The following is a 12,786-nucleotide window of genomic DNA, read 5'->3' on the forward strand; positions in this document are numbered from 1 at the left end:
TCATTAACTGAGATCATTGTCATAGTAAAATTACCTCATTTCTACACTTACTTATATTACCAATCTTATCTGTTGTTTCGCAACATTAACCGCATAAATATACAAAATTATAAGATTAAAAGTTCATCTTTTGGCAACTGTGACATTACATAAGGATGACTATCTTTAATTAAAACATCATCTTCAATTCTGACACCGCCAAGGTCTGGCAAATAAATTCCCGGCTCAACCGTGATTGCCATATTATTTTTCATAATTTCTTTACTATATGGCATTGCTGGCGTACAGAGCTCATGTACTTCTAAGCCAATTCCATGACCAATACCGTGACCAAAGTACTCCCCATATCCTTGCTCTTTAATGTAGTTTCTACCAGCTTGGTCGATGTCGTTACCAGTATTTCCAGCAATTGCAGCCGCAATTCCCCGTTTTTGTGCTTCTAGTACAATATAATATATTTTTTCTAGTTCAGGCTCTACTTGGCCTAAAGCAACTGTTCTAGTAATATCTGCAGTATAACCATGATAAAAACTTCCAAAGTCAATTACAATTAATTCACCTTTTTGAATCTTTTTATCACTCGCAACTCCATGAGCCCAACTGCCACGATATCCGGAAGCAATTATTGTCTCAAACGAAGGACCGTCTCCACCATTCATTTTGAACAAATAGTCTAATTTTGCTCCAATCGCACGCTCACTAACACCAGGCTTAATTAAAGGCAAGATTTCTTTAAAACTTTGGGCTGATATATCAATTGCCTTTTGCAAAGTTGCTAATTCGAGCTCATCTTTTATATTACGAACTGTTTCTACTAATTCAGCACTTAAAATAAAATTAAGATCAGGACAAGCCTGCTTAAGAGCTTCAAATTGAGTTGCAGAAATAAATTCTCCTTCAACTAAAACATTTTTCACATCTAGCTGCTTTAGTTGTCTGGCAATTTCTTTTATCACGTCCATAGTTTGCATAACTACTTTCATTTCACCAGGTGCCTGGTGACGAATTTGATCTTTGAAACGTGAATCAGACAATAAAACACGATCTCCATTTGCAGTTAAAATAAGTTCCGCTTCTTCACCAGAAAAATTGGTTAAAAAGCGATAATTAGCTTGATTAAAAATGACTAGCGCATCTGCTTGCTTATCTTTAATTAATTTAGTAGTTTTACTAATTCGATTATTAAGTAAAGTTAGTAACTCTTGATCTGAAGACATAGGCTTGTATCCTCCTGAGTAGAAAAAAAGACTGAACGTTCCTTAGGGACGTCCAGCCTGCAAAAGAAAATTATTTTGCTTCTTCAACTGGGTAAACAGAAACTTGTTTACGATCTCTGCCCAAACGTTCGAATTTAACAACGCCACTAGTTAAAGCAAACAAAGTGTCGTCGCCACCAATACCAACGTTCTTACCTGGGTGGATCTTAGTACCGCGTTGACGGAAAATGATTGAACCTGCATTGATCTTTTGACCATCAGCACGCTTTGCGCCTAAACGACGACCAGCTGAGTTACGACCGTTAGCAGTTGAACCACCACCCTTGTGGTGGGCAAATAATTTAAGTGCTTCAAGATTATTAATCATCATAATTTGTTTCACCCCTTAATTAAGCTTCAATGCTTTCGATAGTTACCTTAGTGTAAGGTTGACGGTGACCATACTTAGTATGTGAGTGCTTCTTAGGCTTGTACTTGAAAGTAACAACTTTCTTTTCTTTGCCTTGCTTTTCAACTTTAGCAACAACTTTAGCACCTTCGACTACTGGAGTACCAATCTTAGTTGATTTACCATCGTTTACAAGAATAACTTCATCAAAAGTTACTTCGTCACCAGGCTTAACTTCAAGTTTTTCAACAAAAACGCTGTCGCCCTTAGCAACCTTGTATTGCTTACCACCGGTTTTAATAACTGCGTACATTTGTACACCTCCGAAAAAATACTTAGACTCGCCGCATGAGGTGGAATTACCGTTAATTCTCTTCTAACCTCATAAACGTGCGGTTGCAGATGTGAGGTTTCCACAAATACAACTCTTACAGTATACTCTCATCCCTCTTTTAAAGCAATTCAATATCAAAATTTCCAAAAAATAATAGAATATTTAGTAGATATTTTTTTAAAAGGAGTACAGTATGATCAAATTTTACGGATACAAACGTTGTTCTACCTCTAAAAAAGCACAAAAATGGCTGGATGACCACCATATTGCATATGAGTATCAAGATTTAGTAGAAAAGCCACCTAAACAAGAAGACTTGCTTAAGTGGCTAAATAAGTTTCAAGATAGAGGTTTAAGATACTTCTTTAATACATCGGGACAAGTCTACCGTCAGATGCATTTAAAAGATCAAATTAATTCCATGTCAATTAAGGAAGCTGCCACATTACTTTCACAGAACGGAAAATTAATTAAGAGACCGTTAGTAACTGACGGTAAGAAATTAACTTGTGGCTTCAAAGAAAACACGTACGAAAAAGTCTGGCTATAGTCCCCATTGGCCTCCATGAACCCGAGCTACTGTATCAGTAATAATAAATGCGTCAGGGTCAATTTCATGAATTTTACTAATCAAAGGACCGTACTCACGTGTATCAACTACTAAAAGTAATTGTTTTTTGTCATCATCGCTATAGCCACCAACAACATCATAAATTGTTAACCCATTATAATTATCTAGTAACATAGTTTTCAATTCGGTAAAATGTTTATTACTCATAATACGAACTTGATATTTTCGATCAAAGCCTGCTTCTGCATAGTTCATCGTCATCGATGTAACTACCTGAGACAAAGCAGCTAGTAAAAAGGCATTCCATCCATCAACAAATATATTTAGGAAAATAATTATCATATCAATTCCAAGTAAGCCAACTGCTGGATTAATATAAAAATATTTTTTCAAAATCATTGGTGGGATTGTTGTACCCCCACTTGATGCATTTACACGATAAAGAAGAGACACTCCTAATCCCATTAATACTCCACCGTAAATTACAGCAAGTAATTGATTATTAGTAATTTTAAAACTTGGGGTAATCTCCATTAGTATTGGTAATAATAAACTACCTAAGGCAACGTTCTTCGTTGTCTTTTTTCCTAAAAAGATGGCTGCTAAAATCAACATTAAAATATTAACAACTAAAACCGTTATTGAACGGTTAATTCCCCATACTGCGTCAACTAAAATTGAAATACCAGTTGATCCTCCCGCAGCAATATTAATTGGACCATAGAAGAAATTAATAGAAATGGCGATAATTTCTAGGCCGGCTAAAAATACTACCCAGCGCATCCAAGATTTCTTTTTAATGTTTTTTGTCATTTCATCATCCTTCCTAAAAATAAGTTATTAATATTTTATCTAATTTCTATCCAGCTTGTCAGTTTCATCCTTTATTCCTAATTATTTTTTAACATTTTATATTCTAATTGCTGGTTTCCTTCATAAGCTGGCATGCCATTTTCTGCCCGATATAAAGCACGCTCAAAAGCCTGATATCCTTTGCTGGAACTAACAGCAAATTTTACATGATATTTGCTGGCAAATTCTCTAATATTCCAAGTACTATCATGAGCTGCAAAAGCTATCACTAAAATTACAATATCTAAATCTTTAATTTGATTTTCAATTACCTTTTTCTTTCCTTCAAAAGCATCGATTGGAATTGCAATACCATTGTAGCGATTAACAATACCTTCTAGAACGGCTTCATTTTGATTATCACCAACTCCAATTCCCACTCTTTGATAATGCAAATTCATATCTAATTGTGCCAGTTTCTGCGTGTTTTCCCGACTTGACTTTTCTTTTTTAGTTTTAGAAGTCCGTTTTGGTTGCTCAGTTTCATAAATCCATCGAATTTGAACGGCACTAGCTGGATCTTTCTTAAGTCTTACATCACCGGTATACCAAGCTAAGTCAACAATCGACCCATCTTCTAGATGTACACTTCCATTTTGATAATAACTAGAATCAAGGGCAACAATCACCGGCTTATGATTTATTGTTAGCCTTTCTCCGTGAATATTACGCGAAACGCTTAGATTTCCAGGGGTTCCTTGTACTACACCATACTTAAAATCTTCTATTTTGTCATAATCACGACTGCGCAATTTTTTATAGCCGACAACTCGTAAAACTTCAGCTTCATTTAATCCATCGGATAACGGTATAGCTTCAACAATATCACCACTCTTTAAGTTTAAGTCATGGATTTGACTTTCATTAACTTCAAAAACCACTTCTCCATTATCATTGATTAGATCTGCACCCTTCAATGCACGAATAACTGTATAACGTCTCCCCTTTCGATAGTCACGTACTTTTTCTTTTTTAGGCTTTAATGCCTCTTCAAAAATTTTTCTATTTACTGCACTACTTGTTTCCTCAGATGATTGAATTGCTTGATCTAGCTGTCCTAATTGTTTTCCAAAATTGGCAGTAATATTTTGATCAAAAGTTAATTTATGCAGTGCGCCTAAAGCTGTCTTTTTAGCATCTTTATTACCAGGATGCTCAATTAATTTAGTTATTCCTTGCAAAAAAGTATTTATTTGGGCAATAACTTTGGGATCAAGTTCACCATCAGCTCCATTTTCATTACTCTCTCCGGTCATTCCTAATACCAACTTAATTGCATTCAAGCTATTTTTCAGGCTTTTTTCGTCGCCTTCTGTATTATTTAGTATTCTTTTTAAATTATTTCGATAGTCAAACATTTTAACCACTTTCTTACTTACTTTTTATCTATTATAGCTATTTAACAATATTCAATTCAAAATTTCTTTATCAATTCTATCAATAAAGTGATATATTAAAGGTAAAAAATAAAAAGTGAGGAAAAATCATGACTAAGTACACTGTTACATTATCTGAAGAAGATTACCAAATGTTAAAAGATTGTCATTCAAAGAATCCTTCAATCATGAAGGCTTTAGAAGAAGCAAAAAAAGAAGATTAGACTAAACAAAAAAATCGTGATTAGTTAATTGCTAATCACGATTTTTTATTTATTTTTTGGACGCTCTTCGATTAAAAAGCAACATTCCAATTAAAGTACCTATAATTAAATCAATAATTACTGGAATAATCATAAACTTTCCTGAATTAACCATAAACATATCAAAAGCTGCCCACACTATTCCAACAAGAATTCCTTTATATAGATACTCCCACTTAAACTTAACTTTTGGTTGATCTATACTCAGCCAAACACCGGCTAAAATAAAACCTAAAAATAAGCTTATAACAATAAGAATTACAAACAGACTAATTACTCTAGCAGTTGGTAAGGTGCGTAAGTTTGAAAAATCAGTTGGACTTTTAAAGCTAAAAAATAAAAGATAAACAAACCATACTGTACTAAAAATTAATCCCAGTTTTATTAAGCGATTAATAGAAAACCTTTTCAATTTTTAAGCCCTCCATTCGCCGCCTTGACCATAAGTATGTTTATCAAGTTCATTAATAATTACATGAATATGTTCTTTTGGAGCACCAGTATTCTTATGAACAGCTTCGGTGATATCTTTCATCATTTGAGTAAGTTGCTCATCGCTTCTACCCTTAATTAGCTCTACATGTACAAATGGCATTTAAAATTCCTCCTTTTTATCTTTAATCAAAATTATAACAAATCTATTTTAATTAAGCAGTCCTTCTTAAAATTCTTCTTGCACCATCACGGACTGCAAAGTATAAGATTGGGGTACAAATTGCTGTCGAAATCGAATTGATGACCGTTGCCGGCAAACTAACAAAAGAGCTAACTAAAGCCACATTTAAACTAGTTCCCACCATTAAAGCTTCTACGATTGAGACACAGTAGGTAGTAAAAATTTTCGTAATTCCAGCAATAATTCCCAAAATAATAATATTTTTCTTACTATCTTGATAGTGCATCCCCTTATATACTGCTGTTAAAACACTTGCGACCACTACAACTTCTAGCATTGTTAACCACGATGTTGCAGCGTAACCATTAAGCAGATCAAAGCCGCCCAATCCGATAATCCCAGCTAGCATTCCATTACGATAACCTAAATATAAAATTGCAACAGCCGTTAACGTATTACCAAAATGAATAAATGGACGCCCCACTAAAGCAGGAACTGGAATTCTTAAAACCCAAACACCCAAATAAATTATTGTCGCAAATAATCCAGTCATAATTATTGAAACTAATGAATTTTCTCTTGTTCGCATTTATTATCTCTTTCCTTCCACCTTGTTCATTAACCAGGATAGCGCACCCGCATAGTTCGGTCCTAACCGTTTATCTTGTCTTAAATCAGTCTTTTTAATCGCCAATTTGACAAAATCACCTGCTATTTGTGCACTTTCTTTTAATGAATATCCGGCTAAAATTCCTGCCAATAAGCTACTTGCAAACATATCTCCCGTACCAAAAAATGAACGAGCAATTTTTCCATTTTCGATTACGAAAATTTTACTATCATTTACTAATCCAACCATCTTCACTTTATTTTCTAAGAAAATGCCAGTAATTACCAGACCATCTAACTTAAACTTTTCTTTTAACTCGACAGCAATTTCTTTAATTTCATTTATTGAAAAATTTCTATATTCCTTATTCAGTAACAGACATGCTTCAGTTAAATTCGGAGTTAAAATAGTTGCTTGCCTTGCAAGTTCGCGCATTTTTACCACATATTCTATATCTAAGCCGCTATATAACTTTCCTGAATCTGCCATTGCTGGATCGAGCAGTATTACGTTAGTATTTCTAAAATCAGAAATATGCTCAATTCAAAAATCAATGGCATTTCTTCCCAAATAGCCTAAGTATAAATTTTTAAAAGTAATTTTTTCTTCTTGCCAGTGAGCAACAATTCTGCTCATTTCATTATTTAGCGCCAAAAAGGTGTTATTGCCAAATCCACCAGTATGAGTAGATAAAATCGCTGTTGGTAAAATATCTGGCTGATACCCACATGCTCCTAAAATTGGTAAAGCAACGCTTAGGGAGACATGACCCAGGCAAGACAAATCTTGACTAATTAAAAGTTTTTCCTTCATTTTATTTTTCTTTCTAACTTAAGTCGTTTTTTCTTAATAGCATATCGCTTTGAATTCAACTCAGCTTGTAATAACTTATTATGCCAATAAATTAAGGCTACTTTAATCGCTAAACGATTATACCAACAATAATCATGCTTTAAATAATTAAATGAATCTTTAAGATCCAGTAAGTGCGCTGCTGTAACAAATTGATTTCGGCTCCAATGCCAATCGGCTGCACCATTTTTTCGAATTCTAATTTTTTCAATCCGGCCAACCGTTAATCTTGCTCGTCCCCTAATATACTTACTCCGAGCTACAGTAATATAATTACCAATCATCGTTTTTTTCCAGAATTGATTATGTTTCTTTTCGATAAAAAGAGCTCGTCTTAATACTTTACTTAGACAATACCATTCTTTATTACCATTTGAGAGTTCGATTAAACACCAAATATATTCATGTCTTTTTTGCAAATTTTCTCCAACTTTTTTACTTAACTTAATTTTTCATATAAAGGAATTAAATCATTGATTCCTTCTATAATAAATTTCTCCATATTATCAACATTATCATGATCACGAAAGGCAAACTTTCCTAGTAAAAAGCTACTTTTGATAGCCTCCTGATCAAATTGAGTTTTCTTTTCATAATTGCTCAAATATTCTGCTAAAGCTAAATGATTGCTGAATTCCATTTCATTTTTATCCCACAAATACCAGTTTGAAATATCTAAACTAGAACCCCACTTTGAAATATCAGTTAAAAGCGTATTGTATTCACTCACAGTTCCCTGACGCTTATCACTCTTATAATATTGAAACATCAAATAAACTTGTAATTGCTTCTTATCAAGCATGACGCCAATACAAGGATTATAGTCTGCTAAGGAAGCTAAGCGATAACTGGCCCAAAAATGATCTCTTAAATTCCATCCATTAGTCCAGCTTTCAACATGAACTTTTGCAAATTTTCCTGTCAGTAGTTGTTCTGCCACATTTAATTGAACTGTTTTCCAAATTTGCCAGACACCTTTAAATTCTTGTTTAATTGTATCTATTTCTTCTGGTGTTTTATTAACTTTTAATTTTTTAAAAGAAAATTCTTCTTGGTCAAATATCTCATACATTTTATTAGTTAAAACTGTCATTCTTTTCTCCTATAATCAATCTTTAAAAGGCACCGCCTCCGCTGCCACCACCAAAGCCACCGGATGAACCACCAGAAAATCCACCAGATCCACCAGAAGGAGATGAATTTATGTTAGTTGCCGACTCAAAACTAGAGTTAAAATTATTTGCAAATCCATTCTTTCCATCACTGTAAAAAGTACCCCAGAATAATAGATTTGTATCGTCAATTTCATCTGCAAATTCTAGTTTCAATTGTTTTAATACTTTTTTAGATACACCAAGAGCAACGGCATATGGCATTATTTCTTCCCACAAGATCAGTTCTCCAATATCACGCATCTTGAAATTACCAATTTCATCTAGCATTTTCTTAAATCCGCGAACTTGATTAGTTACTTCTGCTCCTCTTGCTGTATAAGCTGATAATTTCTTCTTATTAGAAACAACTGCCAAAATTGCCAGTACTAATAAAATTGCAGCACATATAAACAAAGCGATATTTTCCTCATTCGAAAAGAATGCGCTGAACATTGCAATACCACTCAAGATTAGTAAAGTCACCATCAAAATCGAATTAGCGTGCTGTTTATGTTCAAGCTTTTCATCAAAAAATCCTGCTCTAGTTGCTTTCTGCATTTCTTGTTCTTGCCACTTATTGAACTTCTTTCCCAACTTAGAGGAGTGGTGTTTTTTAAGTTCGTATGTTGTAAAACTCTTGTCATCGCCTACTTTATCAAATAAGTAATTCAATAAAGAATTGTTTGGCATTATATTTTCATCAATTAAAGAAATTTTGTAGTACGTTCTTTTTCTTATCTTGATAGGATCGATTTTAATCTTTTTTTGGACAGCTAATTCCATTAGAGACGCAGTTAAAGCCCTAGAACTTGGCTCATCTCCTGTATCTAAAATTTCAGCCATTACCGGTGAAACTGACGGAATTTCATAATTTCTAGCTAGTTGCTTTTCTTTTTTTGGCTTAACTCCAGACTTTTTTAAAGTAACACTTCTAATAATTGCTAATAAAGAAAGTAATCCAGAGATTACAAGCGCACCTATGCCAAGAAGCTTGCTTCTTTGCCGTCGCTCGTTAGCTTGCTGTGCAAATCTGGCCTCTTGATCTAAAACATATTTTTTATGATCTTGATCTTTAACATTCTTATTTTGATTAGTTACCTCCACAGGAAAAAGACTATGGACTTCAATCCCTTCATCTCCACCTACGTTAGAGGCGGTCATAATAATATTGCCTTTTTGCGGATTAACTGTAATTTGGCCAGATAGATCTCCATGTGCCCAGGCTTTTAAGTCTTTAACCGGTCCTGGGAAGAAAATGCCTACTCGTACATTGTCTAAATCTGTATCCCAGCCATCTCCAATAATCTTAAAATTAAGTTCAGCTGTATCTTTCCAATTCGTAATTGCATTTGTAATTTCATAAGTATAAATTACTGTACACTTATCTCCATCTCTTACACTATGCCAAACTTTAAAACGATAGCCATGATCACTATGACTTAATTCATAAGTATTATTTTCATGAGTCGCACTTGGTACTACCATTTGTGAATTTTTGTCAGCCAAAATTCTAACCTGCGGATTTTTTAATTCTTGATTATTGGCTAAATTTTGCTGATAAAAAATACCATGAGCGTCATCATCAAATTTATAGGTGATCCTTCTCTCCATAGATAAAGAGCCATTTGAATTAACGCGTGCTGTAACATCAACATTGGTAATATCATAATTCACATCAGCCAAGGCTGGTTTGGTAAAGGCTATAACTGAAATTAAAAAAAGAATTATTTCAGTCATTACATAAAAAATTTTCTTCATACAATCCTCTAACAAAAAAAGTGAGTTTTTGCTTAATTATAACTTAATGCACAAAAAAAGCGCTAGATTTTATTCTAGCACTTTAATAGCAATTCAATTTAAGCAGTAACTCTTTGTTTTTTATGAATGTATTAATAGGGCAACAACAATTCCAATATTTGAAATTATCGATAACATCTCAACTATAGCCTTTTCTACTACTCTTTTACAATATGTCCTCTAAAAAATGCTGCTTCTTCATCATTAGCTTCCCTCGCTAACTCATCCTTTTGATTAATTAGAAAAACATGTGGTTCGGGATGCTTTTCATCACCCCAAGATTTTTGAATAACTTCTACGCCTTTAGCCCTTAAAAATCCATCTAATCGTACTGCACAATCATGAATAAAGTCTTCATTAGCTGTTGAAATAAAGGTAGGCAAAAAGTCCTCGGTAATATATTTTTCAACATCAATTAAGTCCTGATTCTTAGCACTCTTCATTACTTCTGGATCAAAGTAAGCCAAGGGAGCTCCCATCATCATCCCTGGATCTTTCATAAAAGTAGCTGGTGAGTTTAAGGCAACTGCTCTGAACTTCAAATCAGGGAAGGTATAGCCAAATTTTTCTCGATATACCGGATTAGTCAGAATCGACGTGTATTGTTCAGCCATTTGACCACCAGCAGAATCCCCAACTAAGAAAACATTGTTTTTATCAAGATTATATTCATCTGCATGTTTTGCTACCCAGTGAATATATTCATTGACTTGATTTAGTTCTTCTGGAAACTTTACTTCTGGTCCTAACTTATAGTTGGGATTTATAAAAGCAAAGCCTCGTTTAGCCATTCCTAGTCCATAAAATTGATAGGTTTCTTTAGTACCGTAAACCCAACCACCTCCATGAATATTAATGATAACGGGAATTTTTCCTTCAATATTTTTTGGTAAATATATATCTAATAGATTCCATTTAGGATCGTTACCATATTGAATATCATCTACACGCTTTACCTCTGGAAGATCGTGAGGTAACCCACTATCTCTTTTATCATCATTCTTCTTCCAATCAATACGCATTTTTTCAACAGCTTCTAAAATATCTTGTTCTTTCATAATTGGTCCCTCTGGTAATGAAGTCGTTTTCATAACAATAGAAAATAAATATAAAAAATAGGTCAATATTAACCATTAACTGGCGTAAATTGACCTATTTTGATCGTTTCTTTTTTATTTTAGATGCACTTTCACCATACAATTTATTAAAGGCTCGATTCATCGTTCTAATACTCGAAAATCCATTATTAATTACAATTTGGGTCAGATTATTCTTTGAATGTTTTAACTCATGATACGCATGCTCAGCCCTGACATTATTAATATAGTTTTGTTAATCAAACCAAAGATAAGTTCAATTTATTATAATCCAATATGTTCCCAAGGTTTTAAGTCAATAGCTGGAGCTTCCCAGAGTTTAACTAGATCCTCAGATAAATACTTCTTATCAACAACTACATCATACACATATTCTTCAAACCACTTTTGACTCATTTCGTAGAATCCCTTGTGACCATACTTATCGCCCCAAGAATTTTCCACTTTCCATTTACGAATTTCTCCATTATCTTCGTCTACACCGACTAAGGTCATATCGTGGGTTGCGGCTCCTTCACCAGTAGCTAGACGATCTGCCTTACTCATTTGCGTATCAACACTGAATAAGTCATCAGTTTTATATAATTCAGTATCAAGAAAACCAGTCTTACGTTCCATCTGCTTTAAAACGTCATTTCCAAAAATAACTGCTTTTCCATCTTTTAATTGTGCTGCAGCTGCTCTTGCTAACACTTCAATTGGTACATTTAGCCCCGTAATCGGAGTTCCACCAGCCACATTATCGTATAAACCTTGGTGATAGCGTTTATTGTAATCATAATTAGGTGAATTTAATAAAACAACGTAATCATCCCAATTAAAGTCTTTTAAATATTTTTCAGCAAATTGGCGTGGAGTTAAATCTTTTTCTAAATGATATTTCTTGTCATCGTCTCGGTACTCTAAATCAAATTTCTTAGGTGGCTCACCCAAAGCAACTGCTGCCATGCGGTAAACTTCATTTAAAAATTCTTTCTTGGCTTTTTTAGCTTCTTCCGGCTTACCTTCTTGAACTAATTTACGCAGTACCAAAGCATCTTTTCTTTCTTTACGCGCTAAGGAATCAATTAGAGCACTAGTATTATTTGAAGTTGCATTTTCTGGCATCGCATATGATGGAACAACACCATATTTTTTAACTAGATTAATAGCCATTTGCCATAATCCACCATCTTGACCTGCAAAGTTAAACCAAGTTTCAACTTCGCGATCATCAATTGGTTTGTCCGCTAAACGAATCATGCTGTCGTAAAAAGCATTTGCTCTTTCAATTTTATCCCAAAAGAAGTTATAAGCTTGGGAAAAAGTAAAATCTTTGACATGATACTTTTTGCCAAAATGATGACGTAAAACATTTAAAGTGGCAAATTCCCAACAACGCCCCGAATGCTTTTGATCCGTAACTCCACCGATATCAAGTTCAGTTGAAAAAGTGTGGTTTAATCGCTTGGAAACTTCATCATTAAATGAAGCTTCAAATAATCCATTTTGACGAGCAGCTCTAGAAGCTACTTTATTTTTATCGTTTTTATTAAAATCTGCAGAAAAAGCTGCTAATTCTTGTTCAGATAAAGTGCTCATTTTTTCTTCCTTTTAATCACTACACTATTAGATTTACTTAATTATTTTAATCTTACATTAATTTTAAGAAATATCAAG

The 12,786-nt window shown here is 33.8% G+C and carries 15 protein-coding genes, 1 pseudogene and 1 other annotated feature; of the genes and pseudogenes, 1 reads left to right on the forward strand and 15 read right to left on the reverse strand.

All coding sequences use genetic code 11. The features are described 5' to 3' along the window. Positions 1–107: 107 nt before the first annotated feature. The 3 genes from Q9R40_RS06565 to rplU all read right to left on the reverse strand — a co-directional run bounded on the left by Q9R40_RS06565 (position 108) and on the right by rplU (position 1,918). Positions 108–1,217 carry an aminopeptidase P family protein gene (locus Q9R40_RS06565; RefSeq protein WP_297939179.1) on the reverse strand — a complete coding sequence of 370 codons (1,110 nt, stop codon included), beginning with the start codon at positions 1,215–1,217 and terminating at the stop codon, positions 108–110. Between the two features lie 70 nt (positions 1,218–1,287). Beyond that, positions 1,288–1,587: a 50S ribosomal protein L27 gene (gene rpmA / locus Q9R40_RS06570; protein ID WP_003647542.1), complete on the reverse strand. Its 300-nt coding sequence runs from the start codon at positions 1,585–1,587 to the stop codon at positions 1,288–1,290. A gap of 19 nt (positions 1,588–1,606) precedes the next feature. After that, positions 1,607–1,918, reverse strand: a complete 312-nt coding sequence (rplU, locus tag Q9R40_RS06575) for a 50S ribosomal protein L21 (RefSeq protein ID WP_003647543.1) — start codon at positions 1,916–1,918, stop codon at positions 1,607–1,609. Positions 1,919–1,932: 14 nt separating this feature from the next. Continuing rightward, positions 1,933–2,013, reverse strand: a sequence feature (ribosomal protein L21 leader region). A 119-nt stretch (positions 2,014–2,132) separates the two neighbouring features. Here rplU and Q9R40_RS06580 point away from each other — a divergent pair. Further along, a complete protein-coding gene (locus tag Q9R40_RS06580) occupies positions 2,133–2,489 on the forward strand; it encodes an arsenate reductase family protein (protein WP_297939183.1) in 357 nt (118 codons plus the stop codon). Here the strand turns inward: Q9R40_RS06580 and Q9R40_RS06585 are convergent. The 12 genes and pseudogenes from Q9R40_RS06585 to Q9R40_RS06640 form a co-directional block, all read right to left on the reverse strand. After that, positions 2,484–3,323 carry a YitT family protein gene (locus Q9R40_RS06585; protein ID WP_300593890.1) on the reverse strand — a complete coding sequence of 280 codons (840 nt, stop codon included), beginning with the start codon at positions 3,321–3,323 and terminating at the stop codon, positions 2,484–2,486. The two genes, Q9R40_RS06580 and Q9R40_RS06585, sit on opposite strands and share 6 nt — an antisense overlap. 77 nt (positions 3,324–3,400) lie before the next feature. Then, positions 3,401–4,720: a DUF2325 domain-containing protein gene (locus Q9R40_RS06590; RefSeq protein ID WP_304676959.1), complete on the reverse strand. Its 1,320-nt coding sequence runs from the start codon at positions 4,718–4,720 to the stop codon at positions 3,401–3,403. Between the two features lie 291 nt (positions 4,721–5,011). Then, positions 5,012–5,413, reverse strand: a complete 402-nt coding sequence (locus Q9R40_RS06595; RefSeq protein WP_297939191.1) for a hypothetical protein — start codon at positions 5,411–5,413, stop codon at positions 5,012–5,014. 3 nt (positions 5,414–5,416) lie between these two features. Continuing rightward, positions 5,417–5,596 carry a 2-hydroxymuconate tautomerase gene (locus tag Q9R40_RS06600; protein ID WP_003647546.1) on the reverse strand — a complete coding sequence of 60 codons (180 nt, stop codon included), beginning with the start codon at positions 5,594–5,596 and terminating at the stop codon, positions 5,417–5,419. A 52-nt stretch (positions 5,597–5,648) separates the two neighbouring features. Continuing rightward, complete coding sequence (locus tag Q9R40_RS06605; RefSeq protein ID WP_304676960.1) at positions 5,649–6,206, reverse strand: ECF transporter S component; 558 nt, start codon at positions 6,204–6,206, stop codon at positions 5,649–5,651. A 3-nt stretch (positions 6,207–6,209) separates the two neighbouring features. Continuing rightward, positions 6,210–7,040 (reverse strand): annotated as a pseudogene (locus tag Q9R40_RS06610) (PfkB family carbohydrate kinase). Continuing rightward, entirely contained in the window at positions 7,037–7,498 is a 462-nt protein-coding gene (locus Q9R40_RS06615) for a hypothetical protein (protein WP_192006484.1), read from the reverse strand. The pseudogene Q9R40_RS06610 and the gene Q9R40_RS06615 overlap by 4 nt, the downstream one beginning before the upstream one ends. Positions 7,499–7,518: 20 nt before the next feature. Then, complete coding sequence (locus Q9R40_RS06620) at positions 7,519–8,172, reverse strand: glucose-6-phosphate 1-dehydrogenase family protein (protein WP_300593904.1); 654 nt, start codon at positions 8,170–8,172, stop codon at positions 7,519–7,521. A 22-nt stretch (positions 8,173–8,194) separates the two neighbouring features. Next, positions 8,195–9,991: a DUF2207 domain-containing protein gene (locus tag Q9R40_RS06625; RefSeq protein ID WP_304676961.1), complete on the reverse strand. Its 1,797-nt coding sequence runs from the start codon at positions 9,989–9,991 to the stop codon at positions 8,195–8,197. 197 nt (positions 9,992–10,188) lie between these two features. Beyond that, positions 10,189–11,088: an alpha/beta hydrolase gene (locus Q9R40_RS06630; protein ID WP_304676962.1), complete on the reverse strand. Its 900-nt coding sequence runs from the start codon at positions 11,086–11,088 to the stop codon at positions 10,189–10,191. Positions 11,089–11,182: 94 nt separating this feature from the next. Then, complete coding sequence (locus tag Q9R40_RS06635; RefSeq protein ID WP_297939239.1) at positions 11,183–11,353, reverse strand: helix-turn-helix domain-containing protein; 171 nt, start codon at positions 11,351–11,353, stop codon at positions 11,183–11,185. Between the two features lie 38 nt (positions 11,354–11,391). After that, positions 11,392–12,708 (reverse strand): C1 family peptidase, encoded by a 1,317-nt coding sequence (locus Q9R40_RS06640; RefSeq protein WP_304676963.1) that lies wholly within the window; start codon positions 12,706–12,708, stop codon positions 11,392–11,394. Positions 12,709–12,786: the final 78 nt, after the last annotated feature.

Origin of the sequence: uncultured Lactobacillus sp. (assembly GCF_948948975.1) — a bacterium.
Lineage (GTDB): Bacteria > Bacillota > Bacilli > Lactobacillales > Lactobacillaceae > Lactobacillus.

Coding starts and splice junctions, on each gene's coding strand:
- rplU (WP_003647543.1), bottom strand. CDS start 1,918: ATGTACGCAGTTATTAAAACCGGTGGTAAGCAATACAAGGTTGCTAAG.
- Q9R40_RS06625 (WP_304676961.1), bottom strand. CDS start 9,991: ATGAAGAAAATTTTTTATGTAATGACTGAAATAATTCTTTTTTTAATT.
- Q9R40_RS06585 (WP_300593890.1), bottom strand. CDS start 3,323: ATGACAAAAAACATTAAAAAGAAATCTTGGATGCGCTGGGTAGTATTT.
- Q9R40_RS06600 (WP_003647546.1), bottom strand. CDS start 5,596: ATGCCATTTGTACATGTAGAGCTAATTAAGGGTAGAAGCGATGAGCAA.
- rpmA (WP_003647542.1), bottom strand. CDS start 1,587: ATGATGATTAATAATCTTGAAGCACTTAAATTATTTGCCCACCACAAG.
- Q9R40_RS06640 (WP_304676963.1), bottom strand. CDS start 12,708: ATGAGCACTTTATCTGAACAAGAATTAGCAGCTTTTTCTGCAGATTTT.
- Q9R40_RS06620 (WP_300593904.1), bottom strand. CDS start 8,172: ATGACAGTTTTAACTAATAAAATGTATGAGATATTTGACCAAGAAGAA.
- Q9R40_RS06605 (WP_304676960.1), bottom strand. CDS start 6,206: ATGCGAACAAGAGAAAATTCATTAGTTTCAATAATTATGACTGGATTA.
- Q9R40_RS06565 (WP_297939179.1), bottom strand. CDS start 1,217: ATGTCTTCAGATCAAGAGTTACTAACTTTACTTAATAATCGAATTAGT.
- Q9R40_RS06590 (WP_304676959.1), bottom strand. CDS start 4,720: ATGTTTGACTATCGAAATAATTTAAAAAGAATACTAAATAATACAGAA.
- Q9R40_RS06580 (WP_297939183.1), top strand. CDS start 2,133: ATGATCAAATTTTACGGATACAAACGTTGTTCTACCTCTAAAAAAGCA.
- Q9R40_RS06630 (WP_304676962.1), bottom strand. CDS start 11,088: ATGAAAGAACAAGATATTTTAGAAGCTGTTGAAAAAATGCGTATTGAT.